General features: G+C 69.4%; 15 protein-coding genes. 9 read left to right on the plus strand and 6 right to left on the minus strand.

The features are described from left to right. The first annotated feature begins 24 nt into the window (after positions 1-24). Positions 25-501, plus strand: coding sequence for a MarR family winged helix-turn-helix transcriptional regulator (locus HZU84_RS12840; RefSeq protein ID WP_149503702.1), 477 nt, complete (start codon positions 25-27; stop codon positions 499-501). A gap of 48 nt (positions 502-549) precedes the next feature. Next, positions 550-975, plus strand: coding sequence for an organic hydroperoxide resistance protein (locus tag HZU84_RS12845; protein WP_149503703.1), 426 nt, complete (start codon positions 550-552; stop codon positions 973-975). A 56-nt stretch (positions 976-1,031) separates the two neighbouring features. Here the strand turns inward: HZU84_RS12845 and HZU84_RS12850 are convergent, their stop codons facing one another. Beyond that, the gene (locus HZU84_RS12850; protein ID WP_149503704.1) at positions 1,032-2,018 is read right to left on the minus strand and encodes an asparaginase; all 987 of its coding nucleotides are present in this window, start codon (positions 2,016-2,018) and stop codon (positions 1,032-1,034) included. 60 nt (positions 2,019-2,078) lie between these two features. Between HZU84_RS12850 and lexA the strand changes: the two genes are divergently transcribed. Both lexA and HZU84_RS12860 read left to right on the plus strand, forming a co-directional pair. Continuing rightward, on the plus strand, positions 2,079-2,750 hold the full coding sequence (gene lexA / locus HZU84_RS12855; RefSeq protein WP_149503705.1) for a transcriptional repressor LexA: 672 nt from the start codon (positions 2,079-2,081) through the stop codon (positions 2,748-2,750). A 155-nt stretch (positions 2,751-2,905) separates the two neighbouring features. Beyond that, entirely contained in the window at positions 2,906-3,334 is a 429-nt protein-coding gene (locus HZU84_RS12860; protein ID WP_180692942.1) for a hypothetical protein, read from the plus strand. 89 nt (positions 3,335-3,423) lie between these two features. On the opposite strand, the gene phbB is transcribed toward HZU84_RS12860, so the two are convergent. The 3 genes from phbB to phaC form a co-directional block, all read right to left on the minus strand. After that, positions 3,424-4,161: an acetoacetyl-CoA reductase gene (phbB, locus tag HZU84_RS12865; RefSeq protein ID WP_149503707.1), complete on the minus strand. Its 738-nt coding sequence runs from the start codon at positions 4,159-4,161 to the stop codon at positions 3,424-3,426. Positions 4,162-4,240: 79 nt separating this feature from the next. Beyond that, complete coding sequence (locus HZU84_RS12870) at positions 4,241-5,419, minus strand: acetyl-CoA C-acetyltransferase (RefSeq protein ID WP_149503708.1); 1,179 nt, start codon at positions 5,417-5,419, stop codon at positions 4,241-4,243. Positions 5,420-5,490: 71 nt separating this feature from the next. Next, positions 5,491-7,119, minus strand: coding sequence for a class I poly(R)-hydroxyalkanoic acid synthase (phaC, locus tag HZU84_RS12875; RefSeq protein WP_244954519.1), 1,629 nt, complete (start codon positions 7,117-7,119; stop codon positions 5,491-5,493). Positions 7,120-7,290: 171 nt separating this feature from the next. On the opposite strand from phaC, the gene HZU84_RS12880 reads away from it, so the two are divergent. Beyond that, entirely contained in the window at positions 7,291-7,587 is a 297-nt protein-coding gene (locus tag HZU84_RS12880; protein WP_149503710.1) for a hypothetical protein, read from the plus strand. Positions 7,588-7,659: 72 nt separating this feature from the next. Here HZU84_RS12880 and pgeF read toward each other — a convergent pair whose 3' ends face one another. Both pgeF and maiA read right to left on the minus strand, forming a co-directional pair. Then, entirely contained in the window at positions 7,660-8,496 is an 837-nt protein-coding gene (pgeF, locus tag HZU84_RS12885) for a peptidoglycan editing factor PgeF (RefSeq protein WP_310734041.1), read from the minus strand. Positions 8,497-8,500: 4 nt separating this feature from the next. Beyond that, positions 8,501-9,142 (minus strand): maleylacetoacetate isomerase, encoded by a 642-nt coding sequence (gene maiA / locus HZU84_RS12890; protein WP_149503712.1) that lies wholly within the window; start codon positions 9,140-9,142, stop codon positions 8,501-8,503. Positions 9,143-9,259: 117 nt separating this feature from the next. On the opposite strand from maiA, the gene HZU84_RS12895 reads away from it, so the two are divergent. The 4 genes from HZU84_RS12895 to HZU84_RS20990 all read left to right on the plus strand — a co-directional run. Further along, positions 9,260-9,805: an NUDIX hydrolase gene (locus HZU84_RS12895; protein WP_149503713.1), complete on the plus strand. Its 546-nt coding sequence runs from the start codon at positions 9,260-9,262 to the stop codon at positions 9,803-9,805. 20 nt (positions 9,806-9,825) lie between these two features. Next, complete coding sequence (locus HZU84_RS12900) at positions 9,826-12,048, plus strand: type I secretion system permease/ATPase (RefSeq protein ID WP_149503714.1); 2,223 nt, start codon at positions 9,826-9,828, stop codon at positions 12,046-12,048. 19 nt (positions 12,049-12,067) lie between these two features. After that, a complete protein-coding gene (locus HZU84_RS12905) occupies positions 12,068-13,495 on the plus strand; it encodes an HlyD family type I secretion periplasmic adaptor subunit (RefSeq protein WP_219340936.1) in 1,428 nt (475 codons plus the stop codon). Between the two features lie 233 nt (positions 13,496-13,728). Then, positions 13,729-17,413 (plus strand): Calx-beta domain-containing protein (locus tag HZU84_RS20990; RefSeq protein WP_310734042.1); only part of this gene is annotated, 3,685 nt, incomplete at its 3' end.

Consider the following 17,413-nt stretch of genomic DNA (forward strand, 5'->3'; position numbering starts at 1 on the left):
GCACACAACTAGACTGTGTACATCATGAATTCCGGCTCCGCAGACTCCCCCCTCCCGGCAGACGCCTGGCTGGCCCTGGACCAGCAGCTGTGCTTCGCGCTGTATTCCGCCTCGCTGGCGATGACGAAGCGCTACCGCCCGCTGCTCGACGCGCTCGGCCTGACCTATCCGCAGTACCTGGTGATGCTGGTGCTGTGGGAGCGTGACGGCCAGGGCGTGGGCGAGCTCGGCGAGCGGCTCTCGCTCGACTCCGGCACGCTCACGCCGCTGCTGCGCCGGCTCGAGGAAGCCGGTCTGCTCGAGCGCCGCCGCAGCCGCGACGACGAGCGCCGCGTCACGGTCGTGCTGAGCACCGCCGGCCAGGCGCTGAAGGCCCGCGCGGGCGAGATTCCGCGCCAGATCGCCGCCTCCACCGGCTGCTCGCTCGACGAACTGGCCGCGCTGCGCGGCCAGCTCGCCCGGCTGCGTGCGGCCCTGCTCCAGTCTCCTCCCGGCCCCTGAGCCGCCCCTTGACCGCCCCTTGACCTGTTCCCCCTGAAAGGAAAGACCATGTCCCTGCAGCAAGTCCTCTACACCGCCCGCGCCACCGCCACCGGAGGCCGCGACGGCGCCGCCACCAGCGACGACGGCCGCCTGGACGTCAAGCTCTCGGTGCCCAAGGGCCTGGGCGGCGACGACGGCGCCGGCACCAATCCCGAGCAGCTCTTCGCCGCCGGCTACGCCGCCTGCTTCATGGGCGCGATGAAGTTCGTCGCCGGCCAGAAGAAGATCGCGCTGCCGGCCGGCCTGAAGATCGACTCGGAAGTCGGCATCGGCCCGATCCCGAACGGCTTCGGCATCCAGGTGACGCTCAACATCCATGTGCCCGGCGTCGAGCGCGCGGTCGCCGACGAGGTGGTGCAGGCCGCCCACATCGTCTGCCCCTACTCGAACGCGACCCGCGGCAACATCGAGGTGACGCTGAACCTGGTCTGATCCCGGTCCGATCCCGGTCTGACCTCGGTCGGGGCCCGGCCCGAGGCGGCCGGACCTCAGCCGCCGCGGCGCGCCAGCAGCCGCAGCAGCACCTCGATGCGCGCCTGCGCCGAGGTCAGCGCGCCGGCATCCGGCAGCAGATCGGTCGACGAGGGCACGATGCAGCCGGCGCCGCCGCGCAGCGCGCGCAGCACCAGCACGCCGGCGGCCTGCGCCCGCAGCAGCGCCGCCATCAGGTCCTGATGCACCGAGCCGTTGCCGGTGGCGGCCACCACCAGGCCCTGCACCCCGACCTGCACCAGCAGATCGACCAGCCGGCCGTCGGCACCGGCATGGCTGGTGACGATCTGCACATCCGGCCAGATGTCGGCCGCCAGCACCTTCAGGCCCAGCGGCTGCTCCACCGGCCATTCGCGCAGCCGGCGCAGCTGGCCGGCCTCGACATGCGCGAGCGGGCCGGCGTCGCCCGCGCTGAAGGCGTCGAGCCGGTAGGGATGGACCTTGCGGACCTCCGCACCCGGCCAGACCTGCCCGCCCAGCACCGCCATCACCCCGCGCGCGCCGGGCCAGCCCACCACCGTCAGTGCGTCGTCCAGGTTCTGCGGCCCGTCAGGCTGCGGCGCACTGGCCGGACGCATCGCCGCGGCCAGCACCACCGGGCGCGACGGCGCCAGCACCCGGTGCAGCAGGTAGGCGGTCTCTTCCAGCGTGTCGGTGCCGTGGGTCACGATGATGCCGTCGACCTCCGGCCGGTCCAGATGGTGCTGCACCCGCTCGGCCAGCCGGCGCCAGATCGCGTGGCTCATGTCCTTGCTGTCGACCTGCGAGACCTGCTCGGACTCGATGCGCCAGCCCGCGTCGATGCGCCGGCGCAGGCCCAGCACCCCCTCGATCAGATCCTGGACCGCGACCTGGCCGGCCTTGTAGCCGACCACATCGGTGCTCTGCTCGGCCCGGCCGGCAATCGTGCCGCCGGTGCCCAGAATGACGATATGACGGCCGTCGTGCGAGGGCCGACGGGAGAGCACATCGCTGCTTGTCATCTGCATAGAACTGGATAAAAATACAGTCACTGGATATCTGAACAGCCCCAAGGACATCCCATGGACGCGAGCCCGAAGCTCACCCCTCGCCAGCAGGACATCATGGCGCTGATCCTGCGCACGATCGAGACGACCGGCGCACCGCCCACACGGGCCGAGATCGCCACCGAATTCGGTTTCCGCTCGCACAACGCCGCCGAGGAGCACCTGCGCGCACTGGCCCGCAAGGGCGTGATCGAACTGGTCGGAGGCACCTCGCGGGGCATCCGGCTCAAGTCTGACATATTGCGCAGCCTGAGGCCGGGCACCACCGACAGCGCCGACGCCGCTTCGCCCGACACGATGAGCGTGCCGCTGGTCGGCCGGGTCGCCGCCGGCAGCCCGATCCTGGCGCAGGAACACATCGAACGCAGCTACACGATCGAGCCCCATCTCTTCACCCGCCGCCCCGACTACCTGCTGAAGGTGCGCGGCATGAGCATGCGCGATGCCGGCATTCTCGACGGCGACCTGCTGGCGGTGCAGCGCAGTGCCCGGGCCCAGGCCGGTCAGATCGTCGTTGCCCGGCTGGGGGACGAGGTCACCGTCAAGCGCCTGCGCCACGGCTCGGCGGGCATCGAACTGCATCCGGAAAACCCGGATTTCCCGGTCATCCATGTGCAGCCGGATGATCCGGACTTCTGCATCGAGGGCCTGGCGGTCGGTCTGATCCGCAACAGTCCGATGCTGTAGCCCGCGGCGGCCACGCCGCCTGCGGGCTGACGGCTGCTGCACTGTCCTCTCGTCCCGGCCCGGACTCGCGGGTCCCCTGTCGCGCCATGCGGCCCTTCCGGCCGGGCGGGCTGACGCTCGCCTGCACCGGTACCCTCAAGATCCAGGAGGTTCCGATGTTTCCGATGCTCGCCCGCTGGCTGCGCCGTGCTCCGCGCCCGGTCCTGTCGCCGAATCTCGCAGCAGACATCGCTGCGGACCTCGCACCCGATCTCGATCTGGCAGCGGTCGCGGCGATGTCCGACCGGCCGCTGCCCCGGCCCTCGCTCTCGCCCCTCTCGCCCCGTTCGACGACATCGCCCATCGCGCCACAACGGCCCGTGCATCCGCAGGGCATCGTGCTTTCGCGCAGCATGCCGACCTCGGTGCGCCATGCCGACTCCCGTCGTCTGTGGCCCGCGCAGGCCCTCGCCGCCGGCCCCGACGACATTCCAGACGAACGCCTCCACCTGCAGATCGATCCCCAGGATCCGCGCCGGGTGCGCATCAGCGGCAGCATGCGCGAAGTCTGCGCCGCGCTCGACGCGCTGATCGCGGTGCAGTGATCCGGCAAAGACCCGGGAAAAGCAGAAGGAAGCAGAAAGGGCCGGCAAGGCCGGCCCTCGGATTCGCAGGCGTCACCGCCAGCAAGGCATCAGCCCATGTGCAGACCGCCGTTGCAGGAGAAGTCCGCGCCGGTGGTGAAGCCCGAGTCCTCGCCTGCCAGCCAGCCGACGATCGAGCCGATTTCCTCCGGCGTGCCCAGGCGCCTGACCGGAATGGTGGCGATGATCTTGTCGAGCACGTCCGGACGGATCGCGCGGACCATGTCGGTGCCGATGTAGCCCGGGCTCACGGTGTTGACGGTCACGCCCTTGGCGGCCAGCTCCTGCGCCAGCGCCATCGTGAAGCCGTGCATGCCGGCCTTGGCGGCCGAGTAGTTGGTCTGGCCAGCTTGGCCCTTCTCGCCGTTGACCGAAGAGATCTGGATGATGCGACCGAAACCGCGCTCGACCATGTCGCCGACCACCTGCTTGGTGACGTTGAACATCGAGGTCAGGTTGGTGCTGATGACCGCGTCCCAGTCCTCGCGGCTCATCTTCAGGAACATGCGGTCCTTGGTGATGCCGGCGTTGTTGACCAGCACGTCGATCGGACCGTGCTCGGCCTTGGCCTTGGCGAAGGCCTCGACGGTCGAGTCCCAGTCGGCGACGTTGCCGACCGAGGCGTAGAAGGTGTAGCCGGCCGCAGCCTGCTCGTCGAGCCACTTCTGGAAGTCACGGGTCGGGCCGCAGCCGGCGATGACCTTGAAGCCGTCCTTGTGCAGACGACGGCAGATCGAGGTGCCGATGCCCCCCATGCCGCCGGTGACGTATGCGATTTTCTGTGCCATGTCTGTCTCTCCTTGTGATGGGTCTGCGCTCACAGCGAGCGCAGACGAGTGAAGGCTCGCGAAAAGGACCGGAGGGAAATCAGCGCTCGACCGTCAGCGCGACACCCATGCCACCGCCGATGCACAGCGAGGCGATGCCCTTCTTCGCGTCACGGCGCTGCATCTCGTGCAGCAGCGTGACCAGGATGCGGCAGCCGGAGGCGCCGATCGGGTGACCGATGGCGATCGCGCCGCCATTGACGTTGACCTTCGACAGGTCCCAGCCCATTTCCTGGTGGACCGCGCAGGCCTGGGCCGCGAAGGCCTCGTTGATCTCGAGCAGGTCGAGATCGGCGGCGGACCAGCCGGCACGCTCGAGCGCGCGGCGGGCGGCCGGCACCGGGCCCATGCCCATGAAGGCCGGATCCAGGCCGGCGCTGGCGTAGGAGGCGATGCGCGCCATCGGCTTCAGGCCCAGCGCCTCGGCCTTGGCGGCCGACATCAGCATCACGGCGGCGGCGCCGTCGTTGATGCCCGAAGCATTGCCCGCAGTGACCGAGCCCGCCTTGTCGAAGGCCGGACGCAGGCCGCCCAGCACATCCAGGCTGGTCTTGCGGTTGATGAACTCGTCCTTGGCGAAGACGACCGGATCACCCTTCTTCTGCGGAATCGAGACCGGCACGATCTCGTCGTCGAAGCGGCCGGCGTCCTGGGCGGCGGCGGCCTTCTGCTGCGAGGCCAGCGCCAGCGCGTCCTGCATCTCGCGGGTGATGCCGTACTTCTTGGCGACGTTCTCGGCGGTGATGCCCATGTGGTACTGGTTGTACACATCCCACAGGCCGTCGTTGATCATGGTGTCGACCAGCTTCCAGTCGCCCATGCGCTGGCCGTCGCGCGAGTTCGGCAGCACATGCGGGCTGGCGCTCATGTTCTCCTGGCCGCCCGCGATGATGATCTCGGAATCGCCGTCACGGATGGCCTGGGCGCCCAGCATCACCGCCTTCAGGCCCGAGCCGCAGACCTTGTTGATGGTCATCGCCGGCACGCCCTGCGGCAGGCCGGACTTGATGACGGACTGGCGGGCCGGGTTCTGGCCCGAGCCGGCGGTCAGCACCTGGCCGAGAATGACTTCGCCGATCTGCTCGCCGGACAGGCCCGTGCGCTGCAGCAGCGAGCGGATGACCGTGGCGCCCAGCTCAGGCGCTGCAGTCTTGGCCAGCGTGCCTCCGAACTTGCCCACGGCGGTACGTGCCGCTGCAACGATCACGATGTCGGTCATGCGTTTTCTCCTGATTCAGTGTCCAGTGGGTCCTTTGCGGACCGCGGTTGAAAGACGGGCACGCCGCGTCGTCAGACCTTCTGCTTGACGTAGCGCCCCGGAGCCGGCTCGATGACCTTGTGCTGGCGGTTGCCATAGGCCTTCGGCGCGGCCTTCTTCTTGCCGGCGTGCTGCGCCAGCCAGTCGGCCCAGTCCGGCCACCAGCTGCCCGGCACCGAAGTGGCACCGGCCAGCCAGTCGTCGGCCGAGGCCGGCAGTTCGTCGTTCGTCCAGAAGTTGCGCTTCTTCTTGGCCGGCGGATTGACCACGCCGGCGATGTGCCCGGAAGCGCCCAGCACGAAGCGCCGCGGGCCCTTGAACAGCTTCGTGCTCTGGTAGGCAGCGTCCCACGGCACGATGTGGTCCTCGCGCGAGGCGTAGAGATAGACCGGTGCCTCGATCCTGCCGATGTCGACCTTCTCGCCGCAGACGGTCAGCGCGCCCGGCACCTTGAGCTTGTCCTCGAGGTAGGTGTGACGCAGATACCAGCAGTACATGTTGCCCGGCAGGTTGGTGCTGTCGGAGTTCCAGTACAGCAGGTCGAACGGCGGCGGCGTCTCGCCCTTCAGGTAGTTGCCGACCACATAGTTCCAGACCAGATCGTTCGGGCGCAGGAAGCTGAAGGTGGCCGCCAGCTCCTTGCCGCGCAGCATGCCCGGGCCCTGCGGCGCATCCGCGCCGATGGTCATCTCGCGCAGCCGCACCGAGGTCTCGTCGACGAAGATGTCGAGAATGCCGGTGTTGCTGAAGTCCAGCAGCGTGGTCAGCAGCGTGACGCTGGCCGCCGGCTGCTCGCCGCGCGCGGCCAGCACCGCCAGCGCAGTGGTCAGGATGGTGCCGCCGACGCAGAAGCCCAGCGTGTCGATCGTGTCGCTGCCGCCGATCTCCTGGACCACCCGGATGGCCTGGATGACCGCCTTCTCGATGTAGTCGTCCCAGGTGAAGGCGGCCATGTCGTCGCCGGGATTGCGCCAGCTGACGACGAAGAGGCGGTGGCCCTGCTCGACGGTGTAGCGGATGACGGAGTTGTCCGGCTGCAGGTCGAGGATGTAGTACTTGTTGATGCACGGCGGCACGAACAGCATCGGGCGCTCGTGCACCTGCGCGGTCAGCGGCTTGTACTCGATGAGCTGGAACAGCTCGTTCTCGAACACGACCGCACCCTCGCTGGTGGCGACGTTGCGGCCGACCTCGAAGACCGACTCGTCGGTCTGCGAGACATGGCCCTGGCGGATGTCGTTGACCAGCTGCTGCACGCCCTGGGCGATGCTCTCGCCGCGGGTTTCCAGCGCCCTCTTCTGCGCCTCGGGATTGAGCGCCAGATAATTGGACGGGGCGCTGGCATCGATCCATTGCTGGACCGCGAAGCGGATGCGGGTACGGGTTTTCTCGTCCCCCTGCACCGCCTCGGCCAATTGCATCAGCGTGCGGGCGTTGAGCAGATAGCTGGCCGCCGCAAAACCGGAAGCCGGATTGTCGGTCCACTCGGCGGTGGCAAAACGGCGATCCTTCGGCAGGCTGACCTTGCCGCCGGACTGCAGCCCGGCATTCCAGAGCTCGGCGGCCTCCTTCAGGTATTCACCCTGGATGCGGGCCAGCTCCTGAGGCGGGATCTGCATGCGCGAGAACGTGAGCAGGTTCTCGCCGACACTCTGGCCCATGCCCTGCAGCTTCTCGCCGGTCCGCCCGAAGGCGGACAGGTCGGGCAGGTTGAACGTCGACGGGTCGAAAGGGTTCATTCATCTCCTCCGAAGGCACGGTATCTGCGTTCAGAGGCATTATGCACGGCCATTTCATACAGAACCCTTTCTCCGGCACCGCAGGAAACCCCCATGTACCTGATTGCGATCGCGTGGCTTTATGTCAGCTTGATGATGGCCGCCGCCGAGGCGATGCACCCGCAGGGCACGATAATTGGCGCGATCTTCACCTTCCTGCTCTATGGCGCGCTGCCGCTGTCGATCGTCATGTACCTGATGGGCACACCGATGCGGCGCCGGGCGCGGCACCTTCAGGAGCAGGCCGAACGCGCAAAAGCCCAAGAGCTTGATGCCGATCAAACGGAAACCCGGGCCACCGCGGGAAAACCCGAAACAAGTGCTCACGATTTGCCGCACAAGGAATCGTAAGACACGGCCCAGTACCCATTTTTAGTCGGATTGCAGCAACAGCCGGACGGAAATTCCGCACGAATGCTCAGGTCAGCCGCCAGATTGGGGCGTGATTGCCGGACCAAGCCAGACCAGCGCGGCCATGCGGCCGGTGCAGGCACTGTGGCGATAGGAGAAATACCGCGCCGGATCGTTGCGCGTGCACCACGACAGGCTGCTGTCGTTGCCGCCCAGCGCCATCACCCCGGCGCGACGCAGGCGCTCGCGGCCCAGCGCAGCCAGATCCAGCATCGATCGCCCCTGGCCGCCTGGCGAAGGCTGGTGAAAGGCGCTGCGCTCAGCCGCCGCCGTGCCGAGAAAGGCGGCCACCACTTCCGGGCCGACCTCGAAATGCGTCGGACCGATGCAGGGCCCGAGCCAGCACTCGATCTCGTCCGGTGCGGCGCCCGCCAGACGGCACACCCGCGCGAGCGTGGCCTCGAGCACGCCGGCAGCCAGTCCGCGCCAGCCCGCATGGGCCGCGCCGACCGCCCGGCCCTGCCGGTCGGCGAACAGCACCGGCAGGCAGTCGGCCACCTGGATCTCGCAGGCGCGGCCCGACGCGGCGGTCGCGCAGCCATCGGCGCGCACGCGCTCGGCCGGCGGCACCTCCTCGGCGCCCGGCGGCAGCGTCTCCAGCGTGCAGACCTCGGCGCCGTGGACCTGCGCCAGCAGCACGCTGGGGCGGCCGATCGCCGCATGCAGCCGTGTGCGGTTCTCGCGCACCGCCAGCGGATCGTCGCCGACCTCGTCGCGCAGATTCAGGCTGTCCCAGGGCGCCTGGCTCACGCCGCCGGCGCGGGTGGTCATCACCGCGCCGACGCGCGGACTGGAGAAGACCGGGCGCAGCCAGTCGGCCGGCCAGGCCGTGTCGATCGGAGCCGGCACCGGCTCAGGCCTCGGCATCGGGGCAGGACGAGGGCTGGGCGGCCTGGAAGGCCGGCCGTGCCATGCAGGCCTCGAAGACGCGCATCACCGTCGGCACATGGTCGAGGCGGCAGTGGAAGCGCTGCGCATTGAAGATCTGCGGCACCAGCACGCAGTCGGCCAGCGTCGGCGTGTCGCCATGGCAGAAGGCGCCGGTGGCGGCGTCGGCGGCCAGACGGCGCTCGACGACCTCCAGCCCGCTCTCGACCCAGTGGCGATACCAGGCGTTCTTCGCGTCCTCGCTGGCGCCGAGCTCCTTGACCAGATAGCGCAGCACGCGCAGGTTGTTCAGCGGATGGATCTCGCAGGCGATGTCCAGCGCCAGCGAGCGCACCCGCGCGCGGCCGAGCGGATCGCGCGGCAGCAGCGCCGGCTCGGGATGGACCTCGTCGAGGTATTCGATGATGGCCAGCGACTGCGTCAGCGTCGCGTCGCCGTCCTGCAGCAGCGGCACCAGCCGCTGCGGGGAGATCTCGGCATAGGGCGCGTCGAGCTGCTCGTTGCGCACCAGATGCACGCCGCGATAGTCGTAGGGCAGGCCCTTGAGCGCCAGCGCGATGCGCACGCGAAAGGATGCGGAGGAACGGAAGTAGCTGTACAGGTCCATGGCTTGCAGGTCTCCTCGGTCAGCGAAGCGGCGCGCCGCGCCGCGGCATGAACGACTCCTCGTTGTTCGTGTTCATTGTTTCAGATCATGCCATGCACGGCGCACTACACTGGCCGGATGCTCCTGCCGCGCCGTATCAAGCACTGCCGCGAATGCGGCTCCCCGGTCGACTACCGCATTCCTGCGGACGACAACCGCGAACGCGCCACCTGCCCCGCCTGCGCGACCATCCACTACGAGAACCCGCTCAATGTCGTCGGCACCGTGCCGTTCTGGCAGGACAGCGTGCTGCTGTGCCGGCGCAACATCGAGCCCCGGCACGGCTTCTGGACGCTGCCCGCCGGCTTCATGGAGCTGGGCGAAACCGCCGCCGAGGGCGCGCTGCGCGAGACGCACGAGGAGGCCGGCGCCCGCATCGAGCTGCTGGAGCTGTTCTCGCTGCTGAACGTGGTGCGGGTCGGCCAGGTGCATTTCTTCTACCGCGCCCGGCTGCTCGACACCCGCTTCGACCCGGGCCCGGAGACGATCGAGGCGCGGCTGTTCCGCCATGACGAGATTCCCTGGGACGAACTCGCCTTCCGCACGGTGCGCCTGACGCTGGAGCGCTATTTCGCCGACCAGGCGCGCGGTCAATACGGACTGCACTGCGCCGATATCGCCTGAGCCCGGACTGACTCCTGCCCATGAATCCGAACCGACCCGGCGCGCCTGGCGCGCCTGCGGCGGCGACGCCCCCCGCGCCGCCGTCCGCGCCCCGCGATCCCGCCACCGAGCGTCTGCGCGAGGACCTGATCCACCCCGACCCGCTGCTCGACTGCCTGCTCGAGGTCTGCCGGCTGCACGGCGTGGCCAGCTCGCGCGCGGCGCTGTCGGCCGGGCTGCCGCTGGAGAACGGCCGACTGACACTGGCCCTGGCCGAGCGTGCCGCGCAGCGCGCCGGCCTGTCGACCAAGCTGCAGCGCCTGCGCGCCGACCGCATCGACACCGCCACGCTGCCGGCGATCCTGGTCCTGCGCGGCAGCGGCGCCTGCGTGCTGCTGGGCTGGACCGAGGACGGCGACGCCCGCGTGCTGCTGCCCGAGACCGGCCAGGGCGCGGTGGTGATGCCGCGCAAGGATCTGGCGCGGCGCCACGGCGGCGTGGTGCTGTTCGTGCGCCCGCACTTCCGCTTCGACGAGCGCACGCCCGAGGTGCGCCGCACCCGCTCCGGCCACTGGTTCTGGAGCGCGATCGCCAGCCAGCGCGGCGTCTACCGCGACGTGCTGTGGGCGGCGCTGCTGATCAACCTGTTCGCGCTGGCCTTCCCCATCTTCACGATGAACGTGTACGACCGGGTGGTGCCCAACCATGCGGTCGAGACGCTGTGGGTGCTGGCGCTGGGCCTGCTGCTGGTGCTGCTGGCCGATCTCTACATGCGCTCGCTGCGCAGCCACTTCGTCGACGAGGCCAGCGCGCGCATCGACGTGCAGCTCTCCTCCTCGCTGATGGAGCGGGTGCTGGGCATGCGCCTGGAGCACCGGCCGCAGTCGGTGGGCTCCTTCGCGGCCAACCTGCGCGGCTTCGAGACGGTGCGCGACTTCATCGCCTCCTCGACCGTCACCGCGATGATCGACCTGCCCTTCGCGCTGATCTTCATCGCGGTCATGGCCTGGATCTCGCCCTGGATGGTGCTGCCGGTGGTGGCGGCCTTCGTGCTGATCCTGGTGATCGGCTTCATCCTGCAGCATCGGCTGCACGAGCTGTCGGAGTCGACCTACCAGGCCAGCGCGCAGCGCAACGCCACGCTGGTGGAGGCGCTGACCGGCATCGAGACGATCAAGACCCAGGCCGCCGAGGGCGTGATCCAGGCCCGCTGGGAGCGGGTCAACCTCTTCCTGGCCCGCACCAATGTGCGCATGCGCGCGCTCTCCAGCCACGCCAGCTACGGCACGCAGTGGCTGAGCCAGATCGTCTCGCTCAGCGTGATCCTGATCGGCGTGCACCTGATCTCGCAGCGCGAGCTGACGATGGGCGCGCTGATCGCCTGCACCACGCTGGCCAGCCGCGCGCTGGCGCCGGCCGGCCAGATCGTCGGCCTGCTGATGCAGTACCAGGGTGCGCGCACCGCGCTGGAGTCGCTCGACCGCATCATGGCCCAGCCGGTCGAGCGCGAGCCGGGTGCGGCCTTCCTGCACCGGCGCGAGATCCGCGGCGACATCGAGCTGCGTGACGTGCGCTTCGCCTATCCCGGCCGCGACGATCCGGTGCTCGACGGCATCAGCCTGAAGATCGCGCGCGGCGAGCGGGTGGCGCTGATCGGCCGGGTCGGCTCGGGCAAGACCACGATCCAGAAGCTGATGCTGGGCCTGTACCAGCCCACCAGCGGCGCGGTGCTGCTCGACGGCATCGACCTGCGCCAGCTCGATCCGGCCGACGTGCGTCGCAACCTGGGCTATGTCTCGCAGGACGTGACGCTGTTCTACGGCTCGCTGCGCGAGAACATCACGATGGGCCTGCCCTACGCCGACGAGAACGCGGTGCTGGCCGCCGCCGAGACCGCCTGCCTGCTCGACTTCGTCAACCGCCATCCCAAGGGCTTCGACATGCCGGTGGGCGAGCGCGGCGAGCTGCTCTCGGGCGGCCAGCGCCAGAGCGTCGGCCTGGCGCGCGCGGTGCTGCACAACGCGCCGCTGCTGCTGCTCGACGAGCCCACCAGCGCGATGGACTTCTCGACCGAGGCGCAGGTGACAAAGCGGGTGACCGAGTTCGCGCAAGGGCGCACCGTGGTCCTGGTGACCCACCGCACCTCGATGCTGGCGCTGGTCGACCGGGTCGTCGTCGTCGACCAGGGCCGCATCGTCGCCGACGGTCCGCGCGACCGCATCCTGGAGGCCCTGCAGTCGGGCCGCATCGCGAGGGCCGCCTGAGCGCGGGCGGACACAGCAGATGAACGAGAAACTCATGAAGAGCGGCAGCGGCCTGATCGGCGTGCTGGAGAAGACCCGCGTGGCCCTGGACCCGCTGAGCCGTCGCCTGCTCGGCCGCACGGTGGCCGACGAAGGCAGCCAGCCCGCCGGCCTGGCCGACTTCGAGCGCGAGGCCGAGGAGCTGATGTCGCGCCAGCGCACCGCACGGGCCCAGCGCATCGTGCGCTCGGCGGTGGTGGTGGTCTGCGGCCTGATCGTCTGGGCCGCCTTCGCCGAGATCGACGAGGTCACCAAGGGCGACGGCCGGGTCATTCCGTCGCGCCAGCTGCAGGTGGTGCAGTCGCTCGACGGCGGCGTGGTCTCCGAGATCCTGGTCCGGGAGGGCCAGCAGGTCGAGGCCGGCCAGCTGCTGCTGAAGATCGACGAGACCCGTGCGACCTCGGGCGTCAACGAGAGCGCCGCGCAGGCCTTCGCGCTGCAGGTCAAGCAGGCGCGGCTGAAGGCGCTGGCCGAGGGCATCGCCTTCCGCCCGCCCGCCGGCAGCGGCTCGCCCGACGAGAACCGCATCGTCGACGAGGAGCGCAACCTCTACCAGTCCAAGGTCTACGAGCTGGAGTCGATGATCTCGGTGGTGCAGCAGCAGGCGGCGCAGCGCCAGCAGGAAGTCTCGGAGGCGCAGGCGCGGCGCGCCTCGGCCCAGCGCTCGATCGACATCTCCACCCAGGAGCTCAAGCGCACCCGGCCGCTGCTGGCCTCCGGCGCGGTCTCCGAGGTCGAGGTGCTGCGGCTGGAGCGCGACATCAGCCGCTTCCGGGGCGATGCCGAGCAGGCCGCGGCGCAGATCGGCCGGGCCCAGGCCGCCATCGGCGAGGCCCAGCGCAAGGCCCGCGAAACCGAGCTGACCTTCCGCAACGAGGCCCGGCGCGAGCTCTCCGAAGTGCTGGGCAAGCTCAACGCGCTCAACCAGGGCGCGGTCGCGCTGGCCGACAAGGTCGACAAGGCGCAGGTCAAGTCGCCGGTGCGCGGGCGGGTGCAGCGCCTGCTGGCCAACACCATCGGCGGCGTGGTGCAGCCGGGCAAGGACATCGTCGAGATCGTGCCGCTGGACGACGCGCTGGTGCTCGAGGCCAAGGTGCTGCCCAAGGACATCGCCTTCATCACCCCGAACCAGCCCGCCACCGTCAAGTTCACCGCCTACGACTTCTCGATCTACGGCGGCCTGGACGCCAAGGTCGAGAACATCAGCCCCGACACCCAGGTCGACGAGAAGGGCAACGCCTTCTACGTGGTGCGGGTGCGCACCGGCCAGCCCAGCTTCGGCGACGACAAGCCGATCATTCCCGGCATGACCGCCGAGGTCGACATCCTGACCGGCAAGAAGACGGTGCTGTCCTACCTGCTCAAGCCGGTGCTCAAGGCCAAGGCCTACGCGCTGCGCGAGCGCTGAAGGTCGGCGCCACCGCCCGAAGCCCCTCGATCGAGGGGCTTTTTTCTGCCTGCAACACAAGATTCCCCTGCAGGCCAATGCGCCCCCTGCCCGGCGATCGCGCAAATCGTTATCCTGTTCACGAACCCTGTTCCGGTGAAGCCGATCACGGATGAAGGCGCTTTTCACGCATTAGCGCCTACCGGAAATGAATTATTCTGGCGAGATCGCCAAGACGAACAGAGAGGCCCCTCATGGCAACGAGCCCCGTCCCCGCCGCGTCCCCGAAGTCCGCGCTGCTCAGCGCCCAGGCCAGCCTGCTGCAGAGCCTGCAGAAGCTGACGCTGCAGCAGAACTATGTGCCGGCGCGTCTGCCCGAAGGCAAGGTGGTCGGCATCTGGGGCGAGGCGATCGTGCGCCTGCCCGACGGCGAGGTGCGCGAGCTCAAGATCGGCGACATGGTGCGCAAGGGCCATGTGATCCTGACCTCGCAGAACGGCATCGTGCAGCTCGAGGTCGACGGCAGCCGCTACGCGCGACTGCCCGCGCGCGAGATGCTGGAGGCACCCGCCGCCGGTGTCAGCGGCGGCGAGGACGGCTCGCTCAGCGACAGCCTGCGCATCGCGCGCATCGCCGAGGTGGTCTCGCCGGCCGAATATGAATACGGCTTCGACGGCAGCGATCCCTATGTGCCCTTCGGCGCGATCGGCGACATCACGATCGGGCTGCCGACGCTGTCGGTCAGCGCGCCTTCGGTGCGCGAGGATGCCGGGCAGGCCGTCTTCACCGTCAGCCTGAGCCGCACCACCGACACCGCCACCTCGATCAGTCTGGCCCTGGTCAACGGCAGCGCCCAGGGCGGTGGCGTCGACTACGGCAGCACCGGCACGAACAATCTGCAGGTCTCGCTCGACGGCGGCCAGACCTGGGTCGACGGCGCCAACGTGACGCTGCCGGCCGGCGGGGCCAGCTTCCTGGTGCGCACGCCGGTGGTCAACGACGCGCTGCGCGAAGGCGACGAGACCTTCGTGCTGAGCGCCACCGCGGTGGCGGGCGATGTCAGCCCGGTGCCGGCCAGCGGCACCGCGACCATCGTCGACGACGAGGCCGCGCCGGTCATCCAGCCCCTGCCCGACCAGACGGTCAACGAGGGCGCCGGCACCGTCACCTTCACCATCACGCTCTCGGGCCCCTCCGAGCAGACGATCAGCGTCGACTACCGCACCGTGCCGGGCACCGCACTGGCCGGTCAGGACTACAGCGCGATCACCGGCACGCTGACCTTCGCGCCCGGCGAGACCACCAAGACCCTCACCGTCCCGGTCATCGACGACACCGTCTTCGAGGGCGCGGAAACCTTCACGCTCGAGCTGAGCAACCCGGTCAACACCAGCGTGAGCAAGCCGGTCACCACGGTGACCATCGTCGATGACGGCGGCGGCAGCGTGCCCCCGGGCGTCACCCCGACCGACGACACGCCGCATGTGCGCAGCGTCTCCAGCCCGACCGTCGCCGAGGGCGGCAACCTCGACTTCCAGGTGGTGCTGAGCAACGCCTCGGCCACGCCGCAGGTGATCTCGGTGGTCCCCAGCTCCGGCACCGCCACGCTGGGCACCGACACCAGCGCGCCGCGGGTCTCCTTCGACGGCGGCGTCACGTTCACCCCGATCACCGGCACCACCGTGACCGTACCGGCCGGCAGCAGCAGCTTCATCGTCCGGATTCCGACGGTCGACGACAGCATCAGCGAGCTGACCGAGACGGTGCAGCTGGACGTGCGCGCACCGGGCGACACCGCGCCGACCACCGGCACCGGCACCATCACCGACAACGACGGCACGCCCACCGTCTCGATCAGCGGCCCGACCGAGGTCGGCGAGAACGCCGGCACCGTCACCTACACCATCACGCTGTCGAATCCGAGCAGCCAGACGGTCACCGTGCGGGTCGCCGCCCAGGACGGCACCGCCACCGTCGGCAGCGACTACACGCAGATTCCGGTCGACCAGCAGCTCGTGACCTTCGCGCCCGGCGAGACCACCCGGACCGTGACCCTCACGGTCATCGACGATGCGGTCTTCGAGGGCAAGGAGACCTTCTCGGTGGTGCTCGACAGCCCGAGCCAGGCCACGCTGGGCACCGCCCGCGTCACCACCACCATCAGCGACGACGGCACCCAGGGCGAGACCGACGACCGGCCGACGGTCGCCATCAACGATGTGGTCGTCAACGAGGCCGGCAACTACGCCGAGTTCACCGTCACCCTGACCGGCGCGACCGCGCTGCCGGTCCATGTCGCCTTCGCCACCAAGGACGGCACCGCGCTGGCCGACCTCGATTACAGGACCACCTCCGGCCTGCTCACCTTCCTGCCCGGCGAGACCACCAAGACCATCCGCGTCCCGATCGTCAACGACAGCCCCGCCGTCTACGAGGGCGCCGAGGCCTTCACCGTCGAGCTCTCCGCCTCCACCGACGCCAGCAAGCCGCTCAACGCCCGAATCACCGATCCCAGCGGCACCGGCACCATCGTCGATGACGGCACCGGCACGGTGAACCCCAATCCGGACGGCAGCACCCCGACCCCGGACGACGACCGCCCGAGGATCTCCATCAACGATCCGGCCGAAGTCAACGAGGGCGATGGCACCAACACCGTCACCTTCACCGTCACCCTCAGCAACGCCAGCGATCTGCCGGTCACCGTCGCCTACGCCACCGCCAACGGCACCGCGCTGGCCGGCTCCGACTATGTCGCCCAGAACGGCACCCTGACCTTCGCGCCCGGCCAGACCACCGCGACCATCACCGTCGCCATCCTGGACGACGCGGTCTACGAGGGCCCCGAGTCCTTCTCCGTCGTGCTCTCCAGCCCGACCAACGCCGTCATCCTCGACGGCTCCGGCTCCACCACCATCAAGGACGACGGCACCGGCACCATCGTCGACCCCACGCCGACCGATCCGCCGCCGACGCCGGACGACGACCGGCCGACGGTCGCCATCAACGATGTGGTCGTCAACGAGGCCGGCAACTACGCCGAGTTCACCGTCACCCTGACCGGCGCGACCGCGCTGCCCGTCAACGTCGCCTTCGCCACCAAGGACGGCACCGCGCTGGCCGGCACCGACTACACCGCCACCTCCGGCCTGCTCACCTTCGCGCCCGGCGAGACCACCAAGACCATCCGCGTCCCGATCGTCAACGACAGCCCCGCCGTCTACGAGGGCGCCGAGGCCTTCACCGTCGAGCTCTCCGCCTCGGCCGACGCCAGCCAGCCGCTCAACGCCCGCATCACCGATCCCAGCGGCACCGGCACCATCGTCGATGACGGCACCGGCACGGTGAACCCCAATCCGGACGGCAACACCCCGACCCCGGACGACGACCGGCCGAGGATCTCCATCAACGATCCGGCCGAAGTCAACGAGGGCGATGGCACCAACACCGTCACCTTCACCGTCACCCTCAGCAATGCCAGCAATCTGCCGGTCACCGTCGCCTACGCCACCGCCAACGGCACCGCGCTGGCCGGCTCCGACTATGTCGCCCAGAACGGCACCCTGACCTTCGCGCCCGGCCAGACCACCGCGACCATCACCGTCACGATCCTGGACGACGCGGTCTACGAAGGGCCAGAAGACTTCTCCGTCGTACTCTCCAGCCCGACCAACGCCGTCATCCTCGACGGCTCCGGCTCCACCACCATCAAGGACGACGGCACCGGCACCATCGTCGATCCCACGCCGACCGATCCGCCGCCGACGCCGGACGACGACCGGCCGCGCATCTCCATCAACGATCCAGCCGAGGTCAACGAGGGCGATGGCACCAACACCGTCACCTTCACCGTCACCCTCAGCAATGCCAGCAATCTGCCGGTCACCGTCGCCTACGCCACCGCCAACGGCACCGCGCTGGCCGGCTCCGACTATGTCG

Origin of the sequence: Sphaerotilus sulfidivorans (assembly GCF_013426975.1) — a bacterium.
Taxonomy (GTDB): Bacteria; Pseudomonadota; Gammaproteobacteria; order Burkholderiales; family Burkholderiaceae_C; genus Sphaerotilus; species Sphaerotilus sulfidivorans.

Excerpts from the sequence above, each read along its gene's own strand:
- HZU84_RS12840 (WP_149503702.1), top strand. The coding sequence starts at position 25 with ATGAATTCCGGCTCCGCAGACTCCCCCCTCCCGGCAGACGCCTGGCTG.
- HZU84_RS12845 (WP_149503703.1), top strand. The coding sequence starts at position 550 with ATGTCCCTGCAGCAAGTCCTCTACACCGCCCGCGCCACCGCCACCGGA.
- HZU84_RS12850 (WP_149503704.1), bottom strand. The coding sequence starts at position 2,018 with ATGACAAGCAGCGATGTGCTCTCCCGTCGGCCCTCGCACGACGGCCGT.
- lexA (WP_149503705.1), top strand. The coding sequence starts at position 2,079 with ATGGACGCGAGCCCGAAGCTCACCCCTCGCCAGCAGGACATCATGGCG.
- HZU84_RS12860 (WP_180692942.1), top strand. The coding sequence starts at position 2,906 with ATGTTTCCGATGCTCGCCCGCTGGCTGCGCCGTGCTCCGCGCCCGGTC.
- phbB (WP_149503707.1), bottom strand. The coding sequence starts at position 4,161 with ATGGCACAGAAAATCGCATACGTCACCGGCGGCATGGGGGGCATCGGC.
- HZU84_RS12870 (WP_149503708.1), bottom strand. The coding sequence starts at position 5,419 with ATGACCGACATCGTGATCGTTGCAGCGGCACGTACCGCCGTGGGCAAG.
- phaC (WP_244954519.1), bottom strand. The coding sequence starts at position 7,119 with ATGGGCCAGAGTGTCGGCGAGAACCTGCTCACGTTCTCGCGCATGCAG.
- HZU84_RS12880 (WP_149503710.1), top strand. The coding sequence starts at position 7,291 with ATGTACCTGATTGCGATCGCGTGGCTTTATGTCAGCTTGATGATGGCC.
- maiA (WP_149503712.1), bottom strand. The coding sequence starts at position 9,142 with ATGGACCTGTACAGCTACTTCCGTTCCTCCGCATCCTTTCGCGTGCGC.
- HZU84_RS12895 (WP_149503713.1), top strand. The coding sequence starts at position 9,260 with ATGCTCCTGCCGCGCCGTATCAAGCACTGCCGCGAATGCGGCTCCCCG.
- HZU84_RS12900 (WP_149503714.1), top strand. The coding sequence starts at position 9,826 with ATGAATCCGAACCGACCCGGCGCGCCTGGCGCGCCTGCGGCGGCGACG.
- HZU84_RS12905 (WP_219340936.1), top strand. The coding sequence starts at position 12,068 with ATGAACGAGAAACTCATGAAGAGCGGCAGCGGCCTGATCGGCGTGCTG.